This window comes from Amycolatopsis keratiniphila subsp. keratiniphila (assembly GCF_001620365.2).
GTDB lineage: Bacteria > Actinomycetota > Actinomycetes > Mycobacteriales > Pseudonocardiaceae > Amycolatopsis > Amycolatopsis keratiniphila.
Genome location: NZ_LQMT02000030.1, coordinates 186,354 through 208,558 on the forward strand (window position 1 = coordinate 186,354; position 22,205 = coordinate 208,558).

20 protein-coding genes, 1 tRNA gene and 1 pseudogene are annotated in these 22,205 nt (G+C 67.4%); 9 read left to right on the forward strand and 13 right to left on the reverse strand.

Features of this window, described 5'->3' with window-relative positions:
- Window positions 1-100: 100 nt before the first annotated feature.
- Window positions 101-694 carry a TetR/AcrR family transcriptional regulator C-terminal domain-containing protein gene (locus tag AVR91_RS29200; protein WP_063272515.1) on the reverse strand — a complete coding sequence of 198 codons (594 nt, stop codon included), beginning with the start codon at window positions 692-694 and terminating at the stop codon, window positions 101-103.
- Window positions 695-749: 55 nt separating this feature from the next.
- Here AVR91_RS29200 and AVR91_RS44610 point away from each other — a divergent pair.
- Window positions 750-2,121: pseudogene (locus AVR91_RS44610) on the forward strand (FAD-dependent monooxygenase).
- Between the two features lie 196 nt (window positions 2,122-2,317).
- Here the strand turns inward: AVR91_RS44610 and AVR91_RS29210 are convergent.
- Window positions 2,318-2,391, reverse strand: a tRNA-Met gene (locus AVR91_RS29210).
- 67 nt (window positions 2,392-2,458) lie between these two features.
- Window positions 2,459-5,455 carry a UPF0182 family protein gene (locus AVR91_RS29215; protein ID WP_063272498.1) on the reverse strand — a complete coding sequence of 999 codons (2,997 nt, stop codon included), beginning with the start codon at window positions 5,453-5,455 and terminating at the stop codon, window positions 2,459-2,461.
- A gap of 156 nt (window positions 5,456-5,611) precedes the next feature.
- Between AVR91_RS29215 and AVR91_RS29220 the strand changes: the two genes are divergently transcribed.
- The gene (locus tag AVR91_RS29220) at window positions 5,612-6,160 is read left to right on the forward strand and encodes a PPA1309 family protein (protein WP_063272499.1); all 549 of its coding nucleotides are present in this window, start codon (window positions 5,612-5,614) and stop codon (window positions 6,158-6,160) included.
- Window positions 6,161-6,244: 84 nt separating this feature from the next.
- On the opposite strand, the gene AVR91_RS29225 is transcribed toward AVR91_RS29220, so the two are convergent.
- Window positions 6,245-7,249, reverse strand: a complete 1,005-nt coding sequence (locus tag AVR91_RS29225; protein WP_197684810.1) for a YlbL family protein — start codon at window positions 7,247-7,249, stop codon at window positions 6,245-6,247.
- 203 nt (window positions 7,250-7,452) lie between these two features.
- On the opposite strand from AVR91_RS29225, the gene AVR91_RS29230 reads away from it, so the two are divergent.
- Window positions 7,453-8,802: a zinc-dependent metalloprotease gene (locus AVR91_RS29230; RefSeq protein WP_063272500.1), complete on the forward strand. Its 1,350-nt coding sequence runs from the start codon at window positions 7,453-7,455 to the stop codon at window positions 8,800-8,802.
- Window positions 8,803-8,808: 6 nt separating this feature from the next.
- Here the strand turns inward: AVR91_RS29230 and AVR91_RS29235 are convergent, their stop codons facing one another.
- The gene (locus tag AVR91_RS29235; RefSeq protein WP_016331633.1) at window positions 8,809-9,372 is read right to left on the reverse strand and encodes a M48 metallopeptidase family protein; all 564 of its coding nucleotides are present in this window, start codon (window positions 9,370-9,372) and stop codon (window positions 8,809-8,811) included.
- A gap of 163 nt (window positions 9,373-9,535) precedes the next feature.
- Here AVR91_RS29235 and AVR91_RS29240 point away from each other — a divergent pair, with 163 nt between their 5' ends.
- The 3 genes from AVR91_RS29240 to AVR91_RS29250 all read left to right on the forward strand — a co-directional run bounded on the left by AVR91_RS29240 (window position 9,536) and on the right by AVR91_RS29250 (window position 13,043).
- Complete coding sequence (locus tag AVR91_RS29240) at window positions 9,536-10,570, forward strand: ThiF family adenylyltransferase (RefSeq protein WP_063272501.1); 1,035 nt, start codon at window positions 9,536-9,538, stop codon at window positions 10,568-10,570.
- 77 nt (window positions 10,571-10,647) lie between these two features.
- A complete protein-coding gene (locus tag AVR91_RS29245; RefSeq protein ID WP_063272502.1) occupies window positions 10,648-11,988 on the forward strand; it encodes an ABC1 kinase family protein in 1,341 nt (446 codons plus the stop codon).
- Window positions 11,989-12,131: 143 nt separating this feature from the next.
- On the forward strand, window positions 12,132-13,043 hold the full coding sequence (locus tag AVR91_RS29250; RefSeq protein ID WP_063272503.1) for a hypothetical protein: 912 nt from the start codon (window positions 12,132-12,134) through the stop codon (window positions 13,041-13,043).
- 5 nt (window positions 13,044-13,048) lie between these two features.
- Here the strand turns inward: AVR91_RS29250 and AVR91_RS29255 are convergent, their stop codons facing one another.
- From AVR91_RS29255 to AVR91_RS29280, 6 genes are all read right to left on the reverse strand, one after another.
- Entirely contained in the window at window positions 13,049-13,228 is a 180-nt protein-coding gene (locus AVR91_RS29255) for a hypothetical protein (protein ID WP_063272516.1), read from the reverse strand.
- Complete coding sequence (locus AVR91_RS29260) at window positions 13,225-14,085, reverse strand: class I SAM-dependent methyltransferase (RefSeq protein ID WP_063272504.1); 861 nt, start codon at window positions 14,083-14,085, stop codon at window positions 13,225-13,227. Before AVR91_RS29260 ends, AVR91_RS29255 begins: the two co-directional genes overlap by 4 nt.
- Window positions 14,086-14,192: 107 nt before the next feature.
- On the reverse strand, window positions 14,193-14,444 hold the full coding sequence (locus tag AVR91_RS29265) for a hypothetical protein (RefSeq protein WP_063272505.1): 252 nt from the start codon (window positions 14,442-14,444) through the stop codon (window positions 14,193-14,195).
- Complete coding sequence (locus tag AVR91_RS29270) at window positions 14,441-14,824, reverse strand: WhiB family transcriptional regulator (RefSeq protein ID WP_007033873.1); 384 nt, start codon at window positions 14,822-14,824, stop codon at window positions 14,441-14,443. The genes AVR91_RS29265 and AVR91_RS29270 overlap by 4 nt, the downstream gene beginning before the upstream one ends.
- A 166-nt stretch (window positions 14,825-14,990) precedes the next feature.
- Window positions 14,991-15,257: a hypothetical protein gene (locus tag AVR91_RS29275; RefSeq protein ID WP_063272506.1), complete on the reverse strand. Its 267-nt coding sequence runs from the start codon at window positions 15,255-15,257 to the stop codon at window positions 14,991-14,993.
- Between the two features lie 216 nt (window positions 15,258-15,473).
- Complete coding sequence (locus AVR91_RS29280) at window positions 15,474-17,561, reverse strand: ATP-dependent DNA helicase UvrD2 (protein ID WP_063272507.1); 2,088 nt, start codon at window positions 17,559-17,561, stop codon at window positions 15,474-15,476.
- A 63-nt stretch (window positions 17,562-17,624) separates the two neighbouring features.
- Between AVR91_RS29280 and AVR91_RS29285 the strand changes: the two genes are divergently transcribed.
- Together AVR91_RS29285 and AVR91_RS43965 are read left to right on the forward strand one after the other, a co-directional pair.
- Entirely contained in the window at window positions 17,625-18,353 is a 729-nt protein-coding gene (locus AVR91_RS29285) for a DUF4191 domain-containing protein (protein ID WP_063272508.1), read from the forward strand.
- Between the two features lie 455 nt (window positions 18,354-18,808).
- Complete coding sequence (locus tag AVR91_RS43965) at window positions 18,809-19,411, forward strand: hypothetical protein (protein WP_228709386.1); 603 nt, start codon at window positions 18,809-18,811, stop codon at window positions 19,409-19,411.
- 63 nt (window positions 19,412-19,474) lie between these two features.
- Here the strand turns inward: AVR91_RS43965 and AVR91_RS29295 are convergent, their stop codons facing one another.
- Window positions 19,475-19,960: an RDD family protein gene (locus tag AVR91_RS29295; protein WP_228709387.1), complete on the reverse strand. Its 486-nt coding sequence runs from the start codon at window positions 19,958-19,960 to the stop codon at window positions 19,475-19,477.
- A 172-nt stretch (window positions 19,961-20,132) separates the two neighbouring features.
- On the opposite strand from AVR91_RS29295, the gene glnA reads away from it, so the two are divergent.
- Complete coding sequence (glnA, locus tag AVR91_RS29300; protein WP_007033879.1) at window positions 20,133-21,557, forward strand: type I glutamate--ammonia ligase; 1,425 nt, start codon at window positions 20,133-20,135, stop codon at window positions 21,555-21,557.
- 92 nt (window positions 21,558-21,649) lie between these two features.
- Here the strand turns inward: glnA and AVR91_RS29305 are convergent, their stop codons facing one another.
- Window positions 21,650-22,084 (reverse strand): acyl-CoA thioesterase, encoded by a 435-nt coding sequence (locus AVR91_RS29305; protein WP_020633826.1) that lies wholly within the window; start codon window positions 22,082-22,084, stop codon window positions 21,650-21,652.
- Window positions 22,085-22,205: the final 121 nt, after the last annotated feature.

The window sequence follows — 22,205 nt, forward strand, 5'->3', positions numbered from 1 at the left end:
AGCTGCTCCACCCCGCGTCGTTGTGTTAATAGATTACACGGGCTCTCAACCGGGTTTCACGGGGGTGCCCTTAACTCTTCAAGGGGCCCTTGACCTGCCTTTATGACGCGACTTTGTCATCCAGCCAGGCGAAGACGCCGTTGAGCACCATGGTCAGCCCGTCGCCGAACCTGCCCTCGACGTCCTCGTCGAAGACCCAGGGCGAGGGCGTCGCGCCGTAACGCGGATCCCGTTCCCCCGGAACCGGATAAACGGCCTGCTCTTCGATGGTGAAACCGATGACGTAGCTGTAGACGGTGAACAATGCCCGGCCGGCCAGGTGCGGTTCGAGCCCCGCGTCGACCCGGCTCTGCAGCGGATTGTCACCGAGCAGGCTGTCGTCGGTCAGGAAAGTCCCGGCGAAGACCTTCGCCCCGTCACGGTAAGCGAGCATCATCCGGCGCAAAGCCCGCGCCGCCAGCTCGAGAGACTCCTGCTCCCCCATGCCTTCCGGCACACGGCCCGGCATCGCGTCCGCGTACATCCGCGTCGCCATCTCGTCGAGCAGCTCCTGTTTGTTCTTCATGTGCCAGTACAGCGCGGGCGCCTTGACGCCGAGTTCCTGCGCGATCAGGCGGAGCGTCAGCCCGTTGAGCCCGACGTCATTGAGCAGCCGAAGCCCGGCATGGACGATGTCTTGCCTGGTCAGACCCACTTTCATCCCTCTTTCCAGCGGAGCGACGGTCAATTTAACGTCGTTAAGGAGTGGTATGAACAACCCGAGGAAGGACGTGGTCGTGGCAGGCGCCGGACCGACGGGCCTGATGCTGGCCCACGAACTCGCGCTCGCCGGCGTCGATGTCGTGGTCCTGGAACGGCTTCACGAACGCACAGAGCTGTCGAAGGCACTGAACCTGCAGCCGCGCACGGCGGAAGTCCTGGAGCTGCGCGGACTTCTGGACGGCGCCGAGGAACGTTCGTTCGCGACGGTGCGGGACGGACATTTCGCGATGATCCCGGTCGGCTACGACGGCTGGGACACTCGTTTTCCTTTCCAGCTGGGGATTCCGCAGGCGGAGTTGGAGCAGTACCTGGAGGAACGGCTTGCCACACAAGGAACAAAGTTGCTCCGCAGTGCCGAAGTAATCGATTTCGTGCAGGACAAGAACTCTGTCTCTGTCCGGTACCGAACAGACAGCGGCGAGAACATGCTGTACGCGAAGTTCCTCGTCGGCTGCGATGGCTCTCGAAGTGTTGTACGCAAAGGACTCGGCCTGGACTTTCCCGGTGTGGACGGTGAAGGTTTCGGCGTGGTCGCGGACGTCCTGTTCGACAGAATCCCTGACGGCGCGCAAAAACAGTGGCGAACGATGCGGAACGTCGGCGAGCCGACCGGCGCGTCCACCTTCAAGGGCCTGATTCCGTTGGGAGAACCGGGCCTCTACCGCTTCGTGTACGGCGACCGGGCCTCGCGGCCTGCGAACCTCCGGGCCGCCGTCTCTCCCGACGATGTCCGGCGCAGGCGGAGCACTACCGCGTCGGGCGGGTGCTGCTGGCGGGCGACGCCGCGCACATCCATTTCCCGGCAGGCGGCCAGGGACTGAACCTGGGCGTGCAGGACGCGATGAATCTGGGTTGGAAGCTCACCGCGACGGTGCACGGCTGGGCGGGCGAGGACCTGCTCGACACCTACGAGGCCGAGCGGCATCCTGTCGGCGCTCAGTGCTGCACAACGTCGCCGCTCAACTGGGGCTGACTCCGCGGTCTCACGCGTCTCGCGCGCTTCGCGCCGTTTTCGCCGACCTGGCCACACTGCCCGAGGTGAGCAAGCACCTGGCGGGCATGGTCTCGGGCCTGGGGATCCGCTACACGACCTACGGGACTTCGCATCCCGCGCTCGGCTCACGGCTGACCGATGAGGACGTCGCGACCGAAGGCGGCCCACTGCGCCCCAGCACACTCTTCCGCGACGGCGGCTTCGTGCTCCTGACGACCACTCCGGCCCACATCGAGGCCGCCCGGGCGTACGCCCCTTCGCCGCGCCTGGCCACCCAGCTGGTCACGTCCCTGCCGTGGCCCGGCACTGAAGCCATCCTGTACCGCCCCGACGGCTATGCCTGCTGGACCGCCCCCACGTGGTAGCAAAGGTCCCTTGCTCTCCCACGTGGTAGCAAAGGTCCCCCGCTACCACCGTCACCCTGGGCACCGAGGCGACCCACTCACTCCGGGGGTCCAGGGGGCGAAGCCCTCCTGGCGGGGGTCCGGGGGTTCGACCCCCGGGACAAATGCGAAGGAGGCCCGGTCTGCGCTTTCCGCAGACACGAGCCTCCAACCTCTGTAGCGGGGACAGGATTTGAACCTGCGACCTCTGGGTTATGAGCCCAGCGAGCTACCGAGCTGCTCCACCCCGCGTCGTGACACCTACCTTACGCCTGCGTTTCGAGCAGGCGCAAAGCAGGTGCCCTTTAGGTAAGCGACGTCACCCTCCCGGCTGGCCGGAGGCCGGGGGCGCACCGGACGCCGGCGGGTTGGCCTTGGCCGCCTCGTAGGCCTTCGAAGCGGCTTCGAGCGCGGCCAGGGCGGCACCCTGGTCGGCGTAGTTGCCGGATTGCTGGGCGGCGCGGAACTTGACCCAAGCGTCGTGCATGTCGCCCGCGGCCTTGTCGAGCGCCGGGTTACCACTGGCGGGCGGCTGCGGCGTCGTGGTGCCCGGGGGCGGCGGTGTGGTCGTTCCGGGTGCGCCTCCGGTCTGCGGCGGCGTGACCCCCGAGCCCGTGCCTGGGCCGAAGACCTGGTCCAGGGCTTCGTTGAGCGTCGGCGCGAAACCGATCTTGGTGCCGTAGGAGACCAGGACCCGAGCCAGCTGCGGATAGCTCAGCTGGTTCCGCTGCCGGATGTAGACCGGTTCCACGTAGAGGAAGCCGTTCGCGACAGGCAGGGTGATCAGGTTTCCGTACGTGACCGTGACGTTCGGGTTGTTGAACAGCGTCCGGTCCTGCGCGACCCGCGGGTCACTTTGGAATCTGTTCTGGACCTGGACGGGACCGTCCACCTGGGTCGAGCCGCTGGCACCTGTCGGCAGTCTCAGGACGCGCATCTTCCCGTAGTCCTCGGGATCCGAGGACACCGACATCCAGGCCGCCAGGTACTGCCGTTGGAGACCGGTCAGTGAACTGGTGAGCTGGAACCGCGACTTGGTGTCTCCCGGCACGGTGGCCAGAACGTAGTAGCCGGGCTGGTTCGCGACACCGGATGCGGACGCGTTCACGCCGCCTTCCTGCGTCGGGTCCTGCGGAACGCTCCAGAAGGCCTGCTGTGCGTAGAACTCCGCCGGGTTGTTCACGTGGTACTTCGACAGGAGTTCCCGCTGCACCTTGAAGAGGTCTTCGGGGTAGCGGAAGTGCGACCGCAGGTCCGGCGAGATCTCGCTGCTCGGCTTGACCAGGCCCGGGAAGACGTTCTTCCAGGCGTTCAGCACCGGCTCGTTGTCCTCGACCCCGTACAGGGTCACGGTGCCGTCGAACGCGTCGACGGTGGCCTTGACCGAGTTGCGGATGTAGTTGAGCGAGGAGTTCGCCTGGCGGGTGGTGCCACTGAGCGAGTCGTTGGTCGCCTGGCCGAGCTGGGTCTGCTGGGCGTACGGGAAGTTGTTCATCGTGGTGTAGCCGTCGACGATCCAGATGATCTTGCCGTTGACGACCGCCGGATACGGGTCACCGTCGAGGGTCAGCCACGGGGCGACCTTGGCGACGCGGTCCCGCGGTTCGCGGTTAAACATGATCTTGGATCCGTCGCCGATCGCGTCGGAGAAGAGAATGTTCCGCTCGCCGTACTCGGCGGCGAAGACGAGCCGGTTGAACCAGTTGTCGATCGGCACGCCGCCGGAGCCTTTGTAGATGTAGGCGCGGTCGACGGCGGTGTCGTACTCACCGGGCGCCTGTCCGGCCTTGCCGCCGACGATCGCGTACGCGGCGTCGGTCGCCAGCTCGCCGTAGTAGATGCGGGGCTCGTCCACCTTGATGCCCGGCTTGTTCGGGTCGGTCGAGCCGGCGCCGGCCGGGTTCTGGGTGTCGCTGGTCGTGGCGATCGGGTAACCGCCGTCGGAGTTCGCGTCCTTCAGCGCACGGTCGATCGTGTTGGCGGGCGCGGCGACGAAGCCGTTTCCGTGCGTGTAGACGAGGTGCTTGTTGATCCAGTTCGTCTGGTTGCCGGTCAGCCCCTCGGTCTTGATCTCCTTGGCCGCGACGATGTAGTCCTGCGTGACCCCGTTGAGGGTGTAGCGGTCGATGTCGAGCTTCGACGGGAAGCCGTAGAAGTTCTCACGGCCGACGCGCTGGGTGAAGGTGTCGCTGAGGATGTTCGGGTCGAGGAGCCGGATGTTCGGAACGGTCCCCTTGTCCGCCTTGATCTCCGCGGAGGTCGCCTCGGACTTTCCGGTGTAGTCCTTGTACTCGACGTTGGTGAGCCCGAACGCCTGACGGGTCGCGTCCATGTTGCGCTGGATCGACGCGGACTCCTTCTCGTTCGCGTTGGGACGCACCGAGAACTGGTCGAGCACGGCCGGCCACGCGACGCCGACGAGCACGTTCGACAGGATCAGCAGCACCAGCGCGATCGCGGGAAGCTGCAGGTTGCGCAGGAACGCGCCGGCGAAGAACGCGACGGCACAGATCACCGAGATGCACAGAAGGATCAGCTTCGCGGGCAGCACCGCGTTCAGGTCGGTGTAGGTCGCACCGATGAACAGCGGCGCCCCCCTGTCGGAGAGCAGCAGGTTGTAGCGATCGAAGAAGTACTCGACCGCCTTCAACAGCACGAAGATGCCGATGGTGATGGCGAGCTGGGCCCGGGTGGGGCCGGCGAGCTGGCCGCCCTTACCCGCGAGCCGGATGCCGCCGAAGATGTAGTGCGCGATCAGCGCGCCGAAGAACGCGATGACGACGGAGATGAACAGCCAGCCCAGGAGCCAGTTGTAGAACGGCAGGTCGAAGGCGTAGAAGCCGACGTCGTTGCCGAATTCGGGGTCGGTCTGCCCGAATCGCGTGCCGTTCAGGAACAGCTGGACGACCTGCCAGTCACTCTGCGCGGAAGCGCCGGCGATGAGCCCGGTGAGCACCGGGATGCCGATGCCGAAAAGACGGATCCGGCCGACGATCGCCGACCGGTAACGCGCGAGCGGATCGTCGTTGCCGGAAATAGGCACGAAGACGGGCCGCGACCGGTACGCGATCATCAAGCTGACCGCGAGCGAGCCACCCACCAGGAGCCCGACGGCGAAGAACAAGATGACACGGGTGATCAACACCGTGCTGAAGACCGTCCGGGCGCCGACCTCGCCGAACCACAACCAGTCGACATAGGTGTCCAGCAGTCTCGCGCCCAGCAGCAGGGCCAGGATGACTACGGCGGCGATGATGAGCAGGATCCGGCTGCGCCGGGACAGCTTCGGCAGGCTCACGGGGGGCCGAGTGGCCACTGCACACGCTCCTGGTTTGGTGAACTTTTCGCAGGGGCGCGCGTACCGCGTGCGGCCCCTGATGCTCTAACTCTACGGATGCCGTCGGAAGTTCCCGGAACCCGCCCAAACCGGACTCGGGACGCCGCTGCCCCGGCCGCCTGGAACGATGTGCCAATGGCACCGAGTGAGCAGCAGGGCGTGGCCGGCCTGGCCCGCGAAGTCGAGGAGTTCGTCGCCTCCGGAGGATGGGATCAGCCGCCGCAGTTGTTCGCGCTGGTCCCGACCGCGGCGCTGCTGGACGAGCAGCCCGAACTGGCCGGACAGCTCGATCCGTCGGCCCCGCTGACGCCGGTCGCGCAGGAGTCGCTGCCGGAGGGCGACCTGGGTGAAGCGCTGGCGCAGATCGCGTGGCCCGATCTGGTCCTGGGCTGCGCGCTCGCGCAGGAGATCATCGTGCTGCCGCCGGACGCCGAAGCCGAGCTTCCCGTCGTGCCCGAGTCCGATGCCGAACGTCTGCGTCAAGCGGCCGCCGACCACCCGCGCCGGACCGAGGCCCGGCTCGTCGCGGCCGTCCTGCGGGATGGTGCCGGAGCATGCGTCATGCGGCTTCGCGGCGCGGGGAAGGCCGAAGAGCCCGGCGACGTCCCTGTCGACGAGATCATCGAGAACCCGGAGCTGGCCCCCAACCTGCTGGAAGCCCTGAAGGCGACCCTGCTGCCCTGACCTGCGAAAAGAGAGCAAGGAACCTTTGCTACCACCGGCCCGAGACGCACGGGTGGTAGCAAAGGTCCCTTGCTCCCCCAGCGGTCAGCAGGAGGCGGTGGGGCGCCCCGCCTTGAGGTTCTCGAGCTGAGTGATCGCCTCATCCAGCGTGGAGACCTTGATCAGGTTCAGGCCATCGGGCGCGGCGGTCTTCGCCTCGGCACAGTTGTGCGCGGGTACGAGGAAGTCGGTGGCGCCGGCCTCGCGGGCGCCGACCACCTTGAACGAGATGCCGCCGATCGCGCCGACGACGCCTTTCTCCGAGATCTCGCCCGTTCCGGCGATGTGCCTGCCACCGGCAAGGTCGCCGGGCTCCATCTTGTCGACAATCGCGAGCGCGAACATCAGGCCCGCCGACGGTCCGCCGACATCCTGCAGCGAGATCTTGACGTCGAAGGGAACGTCCGCGCGGTCCACCGCCGTCAGGCCCATGAAGCCTTCCGGCCCGTCGGGCCGCTGCGCGAGCGTGAGCGGCACGGTGCGCTCGGCCTGCCCATCGGATTTGAAAGTGATCTGGACGGTCTGCCCGGGCTTCGTCCCGTTCAGAGCGGCCCGCACGTCGGTCGCTTCCTTCACCGTCGCCCCGTTGACCACCAGAAGCCGGTCTCCCGGAGCGAGCACCTTGTCCGCGGGGCTGCCGGAGACGATCGTCTTCGCGAGCACCTTCACCGGGAACTTGCGGCGCAGCGCGGCGACCTGAGCGGCGGTCTGCGAGTCCTGGAGCTGCTGGATGTTCTCCTGGCGGACCTGCTCGTTGGTCTCACCGGGCTTGAAGTACTCCTCGCGCGGCGCCAGCGCGTACCGGCCGCTCGCCCAGAGCCCGAGCGCGTTGAACAGCGTGATACCGCCATCGCGCAGGGAAACCGTCGTCATCCGCAGTTCGCCGGAGGTCTGGAAGATCTCGTGCCCGTTGACCTGGATCACGGACTGCCCGGCGGCGTCCTTGCCCAGGGTGTCGTACGTCGGACCGGGGCTGATCGCCACATACGGCACCGGGATGAAGAACCCGACCAGCGCGAAGACGACGAACAACCCGCCGCTGACCAGCAGCGTCCAGCCGCGCCGGGTCAGCCGCCGTTCGGAGCGGTCCTGGTCACCCGCGGAGCCCGAACGGCTCCGCGCTCCTGTGGTCTCCTCCGAGGGCTCTGTCACGCGTGACAGCGTACGGTGACCGTGTTCGCTTCTCGGTGAAGGCCACGCTCATCACTCCACTTGACGAGCTGTGAATCCCGGGACCCGCGTACGGTGGTGCCATGAGCAAACCCCCGTTCGGCTTCGGACCGCCCGATCCCGACAAACGAGGCGAGAACGAGCCGTCGGATTCCGGCGGCCAGCCCTCCGGCGCCGAGGCCTTCAATCAGCTCGGTCAGATGCTCAGCCAGCTGGGCCAGATGCTCAGCCAGGCCGGCAGCTCGACCGGGCCGGTCAACTACGACCTGGCGAAACAGATCGCGTTGCAGAACCTCAGCGGCAGCGACAGCGGAGACGTCAAGCTCGGCTTTTCGTCGTCCACTGGCGGCGACTCGAGCACGGCCGTCCGTGACGCCGCCCACCTGGCAGAGCTATGGCTCGACGCCGCGACGATCCTGCCCGCCGGAGCCACCTCGACCGTCGCATGGTCCGCACGCACCTGGGTCGAGAAGACCCTGCCGACCTGGCAGCGCCTCTGCGACCCCGTCGCCCAGCAGGTTTCGGGCGCGTGGGTCCAGGCCTTGCCCGAGGAGGCCAAGCAGGCCGCCGGTCCGCTGCTCTCGATGATGGGGCAGATGGGCGGGATGGCCTTCGGCTCCCAGCTCGGCAACGCCCTGGCTCAGTTGGCTTCCGAAGTGCTCACCTCCACCGAGGTCGGCCTTCCGCTGGGCCCCGCGGCCACCTCCGCGCTGCTGCCGGCGAACATCGAGAAGTTCACCGAGGGCCTGGAGCTGCCGACCAGCGAGGTGCTGGTCTTCATCGCCGCACGCGAGGCCGCCCACCAGCGGCTGTTCGCCCATGTCCCCTGGCTGAGGCAGCGGCTGCTGGCCACGGTCGAGGAATTCGCGAACGGCATCTCCGTCGACACTTCGGCACTGGAACAGCTCGCGGGCCGGATCGACCCGTCGAACCCGGCCAGCATCGAAGAGGCCATGTCGTCCGGCCTGCTCGAGCCGCAGACCTCGCCCGAGCAGAAGGCGGCATTGAACCGCCTGGAGACCCTGCTCGCACTGGTCGAAGGCTGGGTCGACGTCGTGGTCGCCGAGGCCATCGGCGACCGGCTGCCGGGCGCGGACGCGCTCCGGGAGACGCTGCGCCGTCGCCGGGCCACCGGTGGTCCCGCCGAGCAGACCTTCGCCACCTTGGTCGGGCTCGAACTCCGGCCCAGGCGGATGCGGGCGGCTTCCTCGTTGTGGAAGCTCGTCGGCGACCAGCACGGCATCGAGAAGCGCGACGGCCTCTGGTCCCACCCCGACCTGATGCCGACCGCCGAAGACCTCGACGAGCCGCTCGACTTCTCCGAACGCCTCGGCGACGGCGAGTCGACGCTCGAAGGCATCGACCCGATCGCCGAGATCGAACGCACCGAGCGCGAGAAGAACAAGCCCAAGGGCGACGAAGACGAGAGCTGAGGCACGTCAGTCCTCCGCCGCGATGCCCCAACCGGCGGCGGAGGACAAGCCCTCCAGGTAGCCGATGGCGCGTTCGGTCTTGGGATAACGGCGAACGAGCTCCCAGAACGCCGCGTTGTGCCCTGGTTCCTTCAGATGCGCGAGTTCGTGCACGAGGACGTAGTCCAGCACCCACCCCGGCACCCGGCGCAGACGATCACTGACTCTGATCGTCGCGTCGACCGGCGTGCAGGACGCCCACCTCGTCCTCATCGGCGGCACCCAGCGAACGCTCGCGGGTATCGCCTTTCCGTCCAGATATTTCGCCGAGAGCACGGCGCAGCGCGCCAGCAGCGCCTCGTCGGAGGCCTTCGGCGGCGCGGCCTGCCGCGGGCCTTTGCGCAGCAGCTTGCGCTGCATCTCGGCAACCCAGTGCTTCTCCTCGGCCCGGGTCATCCGGGCAGGGATCAGCACGACGAGGGTGTCCTCGTCCCAGTACGCGGTGACGGTCCGGTGACGGCGTTGGCTACGCCGTACCTCGACCTTGTGTTCGGGAGTGTCCGACGGATTCGTCGTGTCCCGGCCCCTCAATGAGGGCGTCCGTGCTTCGACCACTCGACCACGGTAAGGCCAGTCACCGACAACTCCGAGCGCCGAAAGGTCACAGCCTCCAGTTGTCCACAACGGGGTCAACCTGTGGATAACTCGCGTTCTTTCGGACGGCGAGGCAGCGGGTGGGTGCGATCCTGCGATCATGAACCTGCGCGAACCCGATCTGCGATCGATCATCCTTCCCGCCTTCCCCGCCCTGCTTCCCGGCCTGGATGTGCTGGAACGGGGAAACGGCGAGATCCAGATCGGCCTCGACCCGGCACACGCCGTGGTGGTCGCCGGAGTCGCCACCGAGGTGGCCGAAGCCGTCCGCGGACTGGACGGAAAGCGGGCCGCGGACGACATCGTGCTCGCGCAGAGCGAACACGACGAACAGCTGCGGGACCTGATGACGGACCTGACGGCCCGAGGACTCCTGACCGACGCGGGACAGTCGGAACGGCATCCGAGACCGAGACCGGAGACAGGACTTTGGCCGCTTCGCGCCCGTCACCATCAGGCCGCGATGGCGGCACGCCGCAGGCGCACCGCGGTGGCGATCCACGGCGACGGCAGGCTGGCCGTGGCCATCGCCGTCCTGCTCGCCAACAGCGGCGTCGGGCACATCGACGTCCGGGCGACGGGCACGGTTTCCGAACGTGACCTGGGCTCGGGCTACACCGAAGCCGAAATCGGCATGCCCCGCCGGGAGGCGCTGGTCCAGGTGGTGCACCGCACCGGGACGGACACGGCGACCACCCGGCTCTATTCGGACCGACGGCCGGAGCTCGTCCTGCTCACCGACGCCGTGGTCCCGGCACCCGAATTGGTCGAGGAGCTCGTCCGTGACGGGGTCAACCACCTCCCGGTACGTGTCCGGGACGGGATCGGCATCGTCGGACCGCTCGTGGTGCCCGGCCGCAGCAGTTGCCTGCGCTGCGCCGACCTGCACCGTGCCGGCCGCGACGACTCCTGGCCGAGGGTCGCGAGCCAGCTCGCGGGACATGTGCAGCAGCCGGACCTCGGCGCCGTCCACGCGTGCGCCGCGCTGGCCGCCGCACAGGCGCTCCGGCTCCTGACCCCCGGCGACCGGACTCCGCCCGCGTGGAACGCGACGCTGGAGATCGACTTCTTCGACGGCACGATCCGGCACCGCGACTGGCCGCCGCACACCGGATGCGGGTGCGGCGCCCGGTGATAGGGCGAGCGACGTAGCCCACACACACTCCCTCAACAGGCTGCGCGGGCGCAGTGAATCAAGGCAGAATCGCGAAGGTGACCGACTCCCGCAACGCCGAGGACCGTGACGCCGCCATCCCCCGCAACGGGGCCGCGCGAACGGCGAAGCTGGCCAGTATCCCCCTCGGCATAGCGGGACGGGCGGTCGGCGGCTGGGGCAGGCGGCTGACCGGGCAAAGCGCCGAAGAGGTCAGCGCGACGCTGTCGGCCAAGGCCGCGGAGCAGCTTTTCGAGGTCCTTGGCACGCTCAAAGGCGGCGCCATGAAGTTCGGCCAGGCGCTCAGCGTCTTCGAGGCCGCAGTGCCGGACGAGATGGCGAAGCCCTACCGCGAGGCCCTGACGAAGCTTCAGGCGGCCGCGCCGCCCATGCCCACCCGGCAGACCCATCGAGTCCTCGCCGAGCAGCTGGGGCGCACCTGGCGGCAGCGATTCGCGGCCTTCGACGACCAGCCCGCCGCGTCCGCGAGCATCGGCCAGGTCCACCGCGCGACCTGGCACGACGGTCGCGAAGTCGCCGTCAAGGTGCAGTACCCGGGGGCCGACGACGCCTTGCGGAGCGACCTTCGGCAGCTCCAGCGTTTCAGCAGGTTGTTCCAGGCCTTCGTTCCGGGGACCGAGGTGAAACCGCTCCTGGCGGAACTCGCCGAACGGATGAACGAAGAGCTCGATTACCAGGCGGAAGCCCAGAATCAGCGTGACTTCGTGAAGGCGTTCGAAGGCGTCCCTGGCTTCCTGATCCCCCGTGTGGTCGCCAGTGCGCCGAAGGTCGTCGTCACGGAGTGGGCCACCGGCACACCGCTTTCGAAGATCATCGCCGGCGGCGACAAGGAGACCCGGGACCGCGCCGGCCGCCTGCTCACCGAGTTCCACTACTCGTCCCCTGAGCGAGCCCGGCTCCTGCATTCGGACCCTCACCCCGGCAACTTCATGCTGACCGCCGACGGCAGGCTGTGTGTCATCGACTTCGGCGGAGTGTCCAGGCTACCGGAGGGGATTCCGCAGCACCTCGGCGAGATGACCCGGCTGGCGCTCGACGGTGAGTCCGCGAAGCTGATGCGGCTGCTCAGGGAGTCCGGCTTCATCCGGGCCGACGCGGATCTGCGGGCCGACGACGTACTCGCCTACCTGGCCCCATTCACCGAACCGCTGGCAGGGGACACGTTCCACTTCACCCGCCGCTGGATGCAACGGCAGGCGGGCCGGGTCGGCGACACCCGCGGCCGGGATTTCCGGATCGGCCGCTCCCTCAACCTCCCGCCCGAGTACCTGATGATCCACCGGGTGACCGCCGGATCGACCGGCATCCTCTGCCAGCTCGACGCCGAGATCCCCGCCCGCGCGATCGTCGAACGCTGGCAGCCGGGCTTCGCGGCCTGAGAAAGTTATCCACAGGGAACGTTGCGACTGAGCGGAAAACGGGCTCGCCCGGGCGAGTTGTCCACAAGTTCGCGGAAGCGGTTCCACCCGGTCGGCCCAGCGGTCATCCTCGATTCATGACCATTACACGAAGCGCCCGACTCATGGCGCTCAGTAACACCAGCGAATCCGGGATCATCACCAGCCGCGAGCTGCGCAAGGCGGGCGTCACCGCGCGCTACGCCGCGAAGCTCTGTGGCCCGGGCGGTCCTTGGCGAAGGCTGATGCCGGGTGTGATCCTGTTGCGCGACGCCGCGCCCACCCGCCTTCAGCTGCTGCAAGCCGCTGTCGCACGGTTCGGGCCGGACGTGGTGGTGACGGGTGCCGACGCGCTACGCGCACGAGGCGTCGAGTGCCCGGTGACGCGGGAGGTCCATCTCCTTGTCCCCGAGTACCGCCGCGTGCCCGCGGAGCCCGGCATGCTGCCGCGAAGAACCACGCGGATGCCGCCGCCGACCTTGATCGACGGTGTTCCGTTCGCCCCACCGGCCAGGGCCGCGCTCGATCTCGCCCGGTTGGAGCTCGACCCCTCGCGAATCGACGAACTGATCACGCTGCCGCTGTATTGGGGCCTGTGCACGCTCGACGAACTCAGCGAGGAGCTCGATTCCGGCAACCGACGGGGTTCGGCCGCGGTGCGGGCGGCCTTGCGGCGCGTCGATCCCGAAGAGACGTACGCGCATGGGCTGGCGCAGAAGGTCCTCAGAGGCTGTCCGCTGCCGTCGCCCTCGTGGAACACGACGCTCTGCGACCGGCGAGGGCGCCCCATCGGCACCGCCGATGCCTGGTGGGACGACATCGGCATGGCGTGGCAGTTCCGTGCCCCGAAACAGGGCGCCGCGAACTTCCACCCGCTGGCGCTGACCGCGACCGGCACAGTACTGGTGCGCTGCACCATCGACCAGATGAGGAAGGTGCCGATGGAAGTCGCGGCCGAGCTCGTCAGGGCGTTCGCCGAAGCGGCACGGACACCGAGGCCGAAGGTTCGTACGATCGGCCGCATCGACGCGGCCTGAGAGGTTCACCAGTACTCGTCCGGCAGCTTTCCCTCGATGTCGCGGGTGTGGCGGCGAGCGCAGACGGGGCACATCCAGCGCACGACGTTCTTCTCACGGGTGGAAACCCAAGCGAGCGTCTGCGCCGGCTCCTCGTCGACGCCGCGGATCCGGCCGCACAACGAGCAGCCGAGCGGGTCGTTCACGACCGCCGTCCGCAATGGATCGTTTTCGCTCCCTGCAGGAACAGGTCCTGGCGCGCGCCGAGGAAGGCCGGATTCGCTGGATCCACCAACGCGGCAACGGTCTCGTGGTCATCATCGGCGAGGCGGTCACCTGCCACCTCGCTCAGCCAGGTCAGCCGCTCGACGATGAACTCCCGCAGCAGGTCCGGTCCGGGCGCCGGATGGTGGATGAGCACGCCGAAGGAGTCGATGTCGGTGAGGCCTGCCTGATGAAGCGCGACATTCCAGCCGTAGGGCATGGGCACGGAGCCGGGAATCCCTGCCCGCATCTCGGCGAACCACTCGCCGCGCGCGGCGAGCAGCCTGTCCTCGAGCCCGGGACGGCCGATGCCGAGATCCCAAGGGAGACAGTTGAAGTCCAGGCCACCCTCGGAGATGGCGACCAGGCCGCCGGCGCGGGCGAGGGTGTCGATGGCCGCCTGCTGATCGGGCAGGTGATGGACCACGCGGGAAGCCCAGACCAGATCGGCGGGAGGAAGCTTGGCGGCCAACGCGTCATCGGCCACGTCCGCGTGGATCGTCTCGACGGTGGCTCTGTCGCCCGCGGCCGCGCGGACGACGCGGTGCGCCTCGGCGAGCAGGTGCTCGGTCGCGTCGACCAGCACGATCTTGGCACCGACGGAAGCGAGCTCCTCGGCGAAGAGCACGCTCATCCCGCCCGCGCCGCAACCGACGTCGAGGATGGTCGGGCCATCCGGCATGCCCTTCAGCAGCCGTCGAGCCGCCTCCCGCATCGGCTCGGCGTCGAGTGCCTCAGCCATGCGAAGCGATCGAAGCCGATCGGCCCAGTCGATGTCGTCGTGCGTGTGTACGGCCATTCCCCCAGTGAACACCAAGCCGAGCCGCGCCACGCCCCAAAAGGGAGCGGGGGACCTTTGCTACCACCGCGCTGGTGGTAGCAAAGGTCCCCCGCTCCCCCGAGTGGTCAGGCCTGAAGGCGCTCGGCTCGCCTGGCCGCCCAGCGGGCGACCTTGGTCCACCTGCGTGCGGCGCGCGGGCCGCTTCGAGCCCGCTGCGCGCGGACTCCCTCCTCGAGGTCTCGTATTCGAGCCCTGGACAGTTCTTCATAAAGCAACATTTCGCTGGTCTCCTCGACCTTGATCTCGTTCAATTCGGTCGGCGCGTGAGTTCCCGTCAGCGCCTCGTAATCCCTGGTGGTGATGAGTTCGACGGTCATGCCGCAGCGCTCCGCTCGACCTTGCGCGCGACGGGGCGGGCCTCGGCGGCGGGCTCGACGACCGGGTTCTTCCGGGGGCGGCCACGGGGCCGCTTCCGCGCGACGACGACGCCACGCTCGAAGATCTCGCCACCCCAGACACCCCACGGCTCACGCCGGGAAAGGGCACCCGCGAGACAAGCGGAACGGACCGGGCAGTCCGCGCAGAACGCCTTCGCCCGCTCGAGCTCTGCCGGCGACTCGGCGAACCAGAGGTCCGCGTCACCCGAACGGCAGGGAAGCATCGACTCAGGCGAGTCGATGGCGTCGAGCAGGTCCACGACGCCGGCGTCGGCGAAAGGCAGAGCCTCCCCCGGCGCGAAAGCAATGGCCGATGACATAAGTGCACTCCTCTGTGCCGTAACGGATTTCGTACTCACGGTGGAACTGGACAACGCTGAACCCCAATTAGGTTGTGCAGCCAACTTGTTTGTGCAGCAAAAACACGAAGGCCGCGGATCCGGTAACCGGTTCCGCGGCCTTCGTGAGCCTCTCGTCCTGACTAGGTCAGGAACTTCGCTCCCGTATGGACAACGGAACACGGAACTGCTTGATGACCGGCAGATCGACGCCACCGTTCTCGTACGCCCCACCGAAGGCGGCGGCGTGCGAGAAGGTTTCTTCAGCGGCGATCCGGCCGAGGTCGAAACGCTGGGTGCCGCGGGCGGCGAGGATGCTCACAGGCACAAAGGTGCCCTGGCGCTGAGCCTGCGGGACATCCGCGACGCAGGACAGACGGGTGCCAGGGTTCGTGAGCATCATGTTGATCGTCATTTCACCGGCACCACCTTTCTCTGTCGCGCGCGAACCGCCCTGCGGTCTACGCTGTGTTGTAGATGTTCTTCCCCAGTCCGGGCTCTTCCCGCCCGGTACCTGCAGGTTATTGCCACCGGCCGCACCGGGGCAACTTATTTCCCAGAAAATCCGTCGAAGTTGCGAAGATCGGCTCTGAGCAGCAGGTTCGCCGCGTGGATCATGCCTGGAACGCGGTCAAGACTCCACCGACGCCCGTACGACGTCGAGAACCTCCGCTCCGAAGCGTTCGAGCTTCGTCGCGCCGATCCCGGAGATGGCGCACAACGCCGTATCGTCCGTCGGCCGCTGCTCGGCGATGGCGACCAGCGTCGCGTCCGTGAAAACGACGAAGGCCGGCACTTTGAGCTCACGCGAGCGCTCCCCCCGCCAAGACTTCAGCTTCTCGAGCAGCTGCTCATCCACGTTGGACGGACAACGGGAGCACCTGCCCAGCTTGATGTCGAGAGTCTCCGGCAACGGCCCGCCGCACACTCGGCACCGAGCTTTGTTTCCGGGCTGCTTCGGCTGCTGTGAGCGAGCAACCCTCGCCGCCGGATGATCTTCGGGGATGAGGCCGTAGAGGAAGCGGCTGCGGCGCCGGTTGCGGCGATTTCCCGATGTCCTGGCCAAGGCCCACGAGAGCGAGAGGTGCTCTCGCGCCCGAGTGACACCGACATAGAAGAGGCGGCGCTCTTCTTCGATGGCCGCCTCATCGCCGTCCGCATGGAGGATCGGCATGGTCCCCTCGGCGAGCCCCACAAGGAACACAGCGTCCCATTCGAGCCCTTTCGCCGCGTGAAGCGACGCCAGGGTGATGCCCTCCACCGTGGGCGGGTGCTGCGCTGTCGCCCGCTGCTCGAGCTCTGCCACGAAACGCGGCAGATCCGCGTCGTCGACGGTGGAGGCCAGTTCCTCGGCCAACTCGACGATCGAGAGAAGCGCGTCCCATCGCTCTTTTGCCGCGCCTCCGGCGGGAGGTTGGTCCGTAAGCCCTACTTTCGCGAGCACGGAGCGGACCCGAGTCACCAGTTCGCCGGTGTCGGCGTCGGTCGACGCCATCCGCAACGCGGACATCGCCTGCCGGACCTCCGCCCTGGCGAAAAACCGCTCGCCGCCACGGACCAGGTACGGGATCCCCATCTCGGCCAGGGCCTGCTCGTAAGCCTCCGACTGGGCGTTGACGCGGTAGAGCACGGCGATCTCGCTGGCCGCCACTCCGCTGTCGAGGAGATCACGGATCCTGCGGGCGACGGCCGCGGCCTCGGCGGTCTCGTCGTCATATTCGGCGAACCGCGGGACGGGCCCGGAAGGACGCTGGCCGATCAGTTTCAACCTCGACCCCGCAGGACGGCCACGCGCGGCACCGATCACCTGGTTGGCGAGAGCCACGACCTCCGGAGTCGACCGGTAGTCCCGTTCGAGCCGCACGACCGTCGCCTCGGGAAACCTCCGTGTGAACTCCAGCAGCGGACGGGGGGAAGCCCCACCGAACGAATAGATGGTCTGGTTGGCGTCGCCGACGACGGTCAGATCGTCGCGGCCGCCGAGCCAGGCGTCGAGCAACCGCTGCTGCAGCGGGGTGACGTCCTGATACTCGTCGACGACGAAGCAGCGGTAGCGCTCACGGAACTCCTGGGCCACCACCGTGTGCTCCTCGAGGACTGCGGTGGTGTGCAGGAGCAGATCGTCGAAGTCGAGCACCTGCGCGGCGTTCTTGACCTTCTCGTAGTTGCGGTAGACCTCCGCGACCTGCGACGCGGGAGCCGGTGTGTCCCGCTGCGTGCGCGCGGCGATCGTCGGGTAGTCGTCCGGTGATACCAAAGAGGCCTTGCTCCACTCGATCTCACTGGCTAGGTCGCGCAGGAGCTCCGTCTCGGTGCCGAGTCCGGCCTTGTTGGCGGCTTGGCTGATGTACCGGAACTTGTTCTCGAGGAGCTCCCACGGCCGGTCACCGACCACCTGCGGCCAGAAGTAGCGAAGCTGGCGGCGAGCGGCGGCGTGAAAGGTGAGCGCCTGGGCGGCGTCGACACCCAGCCCCCGAAGACGCGTGCGCATCTCGCCCGCCGCGCGGGTCGTGAAGGTGACCGCGAGCACCTGACCAGCGGCGACGTGCCCGGAACGGACCAGGTGGGCGATGCGGTGCGTGATCGTCCTCGTCTTGCCGGTCCCCGCTCCCGCGAGGACACAGACCGGCCCCCTCGGCGCGCAGGCGGCGGCGCGCTGCTCGGGATCGAGCCCATCGAGCAGGCCTGGACGACTCTTCGGGGACGATGCGCTAACCACGCCCCGATCCTCGCAGAGGGCCCGACGGGTTCGGCGCAGGGCACGCGGCCGTATCCTGGTCACATGGCGGGAAAGCAGGACAAGGAAGCAGCGAAGCTGGCCAAGAAGGAGAAGCGCGCCGCGAGCAAGGCTCGCCGCGGGCAGATCTTCGAGGCCTTCAAGATGCAGCGCAAGGAAGACAAGGCGCTCATCCCCTGGATGGTCGGATCGCTCCTGGTCATCACCGGTGTCGTGTTCGGCATCGGGTTCATCTTCGACGTCCACTGGGTCGTGCTGCCGCTGGGCATCCTGCTCGGCGCGCTCGCCGCTGTGATCATCTTCGGCAGGCGGGTTCAGAAGACCGTGTACTCGAAGGCCGACGGGCAGCCCGGCGCTGCGGCCTGGGCGCTCGAGAACATGCGAGGCCGCTGGAAGGTGACGCCGACCGTGGCGGCCACGACCCAGCTCGACGCCGTGCACCGAGTGCTCGGCGGCCCGGGTGTCGTGCTCGTCGCCGAGGGAGCGCCGCACCGCGTGAAGTCCCTGCTCGCGCAGGAGAAGAAGCGTGTCTCCCGCTTGATCGGTGAGACCCCGATCTACAACGTGATCATCGGGAACGAAGAGCAGCAGGTGCCACTGAAGAAGCTCCAGGGCTACCTGATGAAGCTTCCGCGCAACCTCAAGCCCGCCCAGGTCGACGCGCTGGAAGCGAAGCTGGCCGCCCTCGGCAGCCGCGGTGCGGCCATGCCCAAGGGCCCGATGCCCGCCAGCGCGAAGATGCGCAACGTCCAACGCACCATCCGCCGCCGCTGACCAAACGAGAATCAGGGGTCCTTTGCTACCGCTAGGTGGTAGCAAAGGACCCCTGATCCGTCTTCGGGCGAAAAACTGTCGGTGGGTGGTCGCATGATCACTGCGTGGACAAAACCTCAAGCGCCCGGCAGAAGATGCTGGCAGCGATGTTCCCGGACGGCGTAGCCGCCCGGGCGAAACTTGTCGCCCTGGGCTATTCACACTCCTCGATCTCTCGATATTGCCGAGAAGGCGGTCCGTGGAGACGTCCCATACCCGGCGTCATCCTCCTCACCAACACCACGCCGACCAAGCATCAGAGCTTGAAAGTCGCGCTGACTCACGCGGGCCCGGAGGCGATGCTCACCGGCGTACAGGCCGCCAGGTTGTACGGAGTACGAAGACTCCCACCAGAAAGACGTGCGCACACCTTGATCCCCCACCGGAGCAAAGTGGCCACCTGGGGATTCGCTGTCGTGGAACGAACGATCCATCTGCCGGAACCAGTAGAGATCGACGGACTCCCCGTCGCTCCGCTCGCCCGGGCCCTGATCGACGCGGCACGACGGATGGATGAGCTCAACTCGGTGCGGGCCATGATCCACGACGCGGTCCATCGCGGGCTCTGCACTCCGGAGGAGCTTCGAGCCGAGCTTGCCCAGGCCAGCACGATCGGCTCCGCACTCCCCCGGATCGTCGTCAATGCCCTCCAAGACGGGGTCGACTCCGCCATCGAGCAGTGGTTGGAGTCCGTGCTGGAGCGCAGCGGTCTGCCCACAGCCACGCGGAGGGCGGAGCTACGGACGTCGGACGGAGCGGTGGTCGGAGTCGCCGACGCCTGGTGGTCGCAGGTCGGCGTCGCCTTGCAGGTCCGCCACGACGAGGCCTCTCTCGAACCGGATAAGTCGCCCAAAATTCCAGCGCTGGCCGCTCCAGGGCTCATTGTCGTCCTGGTAGGCCCGGCACAGCTGCGTGACGAGCCGCTGGTGGTGATCCAGGAGCTACGAGCGGCGCACCGCCGCGCTCGGCAACGCCCGCCACCGGACCTAGGAAGCGCTCCCGCGGCACCGGCCGCCTGACCACGGCCGGTCAGACCGCGGCACGCCCCGGCGAGAGCAAAGGTCCCTTGCTCCCCTCCGAGGTCATCGCATACGGATCACGACGGTCCCGGTCAGCCGGTCGAGCCAGCTTCGGCCGTCGATGTTGCGGATCGCGGCCGGAATGATCACGAACGTCAGTGCCGCGCGCACGACCGCACGCCACACTCCGATCATTTGCGCGCCGTCGAGCCTGGCGACGCGGATCCCGACCACCGCCATACCGGGGGTGAAGCCGAAGAAGGCTGCGGGAATGACCGTGATCGCCGCCCAGACGCCGACCGACCAGAGGTTGAAGGTCTGCATGACAGCCGGATCCTGAAGGCTGGGAGTCACGAAGATGGTCGTGACCAGCGAGGCGAGAACCAGATCGATGATCAGCCCGAGAAGGCGCGCGCCGCCGCCTGCTACCGAACCGACACCTGATTGGGGCAAGCCGAGTCGCTCGCCACGCCACCGCTGCGTACCCTCGCCACCGGCAGTCGTCTCGTCACCGGCTCCGGGCAGCCATTCTCCGGTCCATCTCGCCACCCATCCAGGGTATGCCGGTGGCGCGGGCCACATTCGCCCTGGTCGACTACCCGATATCGCCGCCCCGTTAACACCGGCGAAACATACGGGTGACGGTCGGGCAACACCGCGCTCTTAGCGTGAGCCGAAGAGAGTACTGCCGCCGGCAACGAACGAGAAGGAGTCACCGAGGGTGCCCACTACTCCAGACGACATTCAGCGCCTTATCGCCGACGAGAACGTAGAGGTCGTCGACGTCAGGTTCTGCGACCTGCCCGGCGTTATGCAGCACTTCACCGTTCCGGCGAAGGCGTTCAACGAAGAAGCCTACGAAGAAGGCCTGGCCTTCGACGGCTCCTCGGTGCGTGGTTTCCAGTCGATCCACGAATCCGACATGCTGCTCCTCCCGGACCCCGAAACCGCGCGTATCGACCCGTTCCGCAAGGCGAAGACGCTCTCGCTGAACTTCTTCGTGCACGACCCGTTCACCCGTGAGGCGTACAGCCGCGACCCGCGCAACATCGCGCGCAAGGCCGAGCAGTACATCTCCGAGTACGGCGTCGCCGACAACGTGTTCTTCGGCCCGGAGGCCGAGTTCTACATCTTCGACTCGATCCGGTTCGACTCGGCCGAGCACGCCTCGTTCCACGAGATCGACTCCGTCGAGGGTTGGTGGAACACCGGTGCCGACGTGCCGGGCGGCAACCAGGGTTACAAGACGAAGTTCAAGGGCGGCTACTTCCCGGTCCCGCCGGTCGACCACTTCGCCGACCTTCGCGACGAGATCGTCCGCAACCTGCAGGGCTCCGGTTTCGAGATCGAGCGCGCGCACCACGAGGTGGGCACTGCCGGGCAGACCGAGATCAACTACAAGTTCAACACGCTCCTGCACGCTGCGGACGACCTGCAGCTGTTCAAGTACATCGTGAAGAACACCGTGTTCGCCGCCGGCAAGACCGCGACCTTCATGCCGAAGCCGCTCGCCGGTGACAACGGCTCGGGCATGCACTGCCACCAGTCGCTGTGGAAGGACGGCACGCCGCTGTTCCACGACGAGTCGGGGTACGCGGGCCTGTCCGACACCGCCCGCCACTACATCGGCGGCCTGCTCAAGCACGCGCCGAGCCTGCTGGCCTTCACCAACCCGACCGTCAACTCGTACCACCGGCTCGTCCCGGGCTTCGAGGCCCCGGTCAGCCTGGTGTACTCGCAGCGGAACCGGTCGGCTTGTGTCCGTATCCCGATCACGGGCAACAACCCGAAGGCCAAGCGCGCCGAGTTCCGGTGCCCGGACTCGTCCGGCAACCCGTACCTCGCGTTCTCGGCGATGATGATGGCCGGCCTCGACGGCATCAAGAACAAGATCGAGCCGCCGGAGCCCATCGACAAGGACCTCTACGAGCTTCCGCCTGAGGAGGCCCAGAACGTCAAGCTCGTTCCGGGTGACCTCGGCGCGGTTCTCGACACGCTGGAGGCGGACCACGACTACCTGCTCGAGGGTGGCGTCTTCACCCCCGACGTGATCGAGACGTGGATCTCCTACAAGCGTGAGAACGAGATCGACCCGCTGCGGCTGCGTCCGCACCCGTACGAGTTCTCGCTGTACTACGACGTGTGATCGTGCGGTAGGCAACACCAAGAGCACGCCGGTGGTGAGGTGCGGAAGCGCCCTCACCACCGGCGTTTCTTATTTGGTCATTCGCGGTACGGCTACTCCGAAGTGGAGAGCACCTTCAGATCGACTCCTGCACGCTCGATGCGCCCACGCGGGTCGTCCACCAGTTTGCGCCGCTCGAGATCCATCAGCCCCAGCGTGCACGTGATCTCCGCGGAGAGGGTGCCATCGACCTTGTAGATGTTCGAGTCCATATGGAAGGTCTTGCCGGTGCCGAACTTGGCGTCGCAGGTCACGTCGACGACATCGCCCGCACGAAGCTCTCGCCGGAACACGATATGGGACTCGAGCAGCACGAAGGCGAGATTCGCGTCGCGCATGCCGGAGTTGAGGCCGCCGGCAAGCTCCATCAGCTCGAGTCTGGAGACCTCACCGTACGAGTGGTAGACGGCGTGGTTGAGATGGCCAAGGGTGTCCAGCTCGTAATGACGCACCTTGATCCGGGTGCGAAATGGCTCGCGCACAGTCACCGGTCCACTGTAAGCGCCACTCACCGTCCGCGACGCCGAGTGTGAGCAAGGGACCTTTGCTACCGCCCCGTCCATTCCGGGCAGGCGGCAGCAAAGGTCCCTTGCTCACTTACTGCAGGTC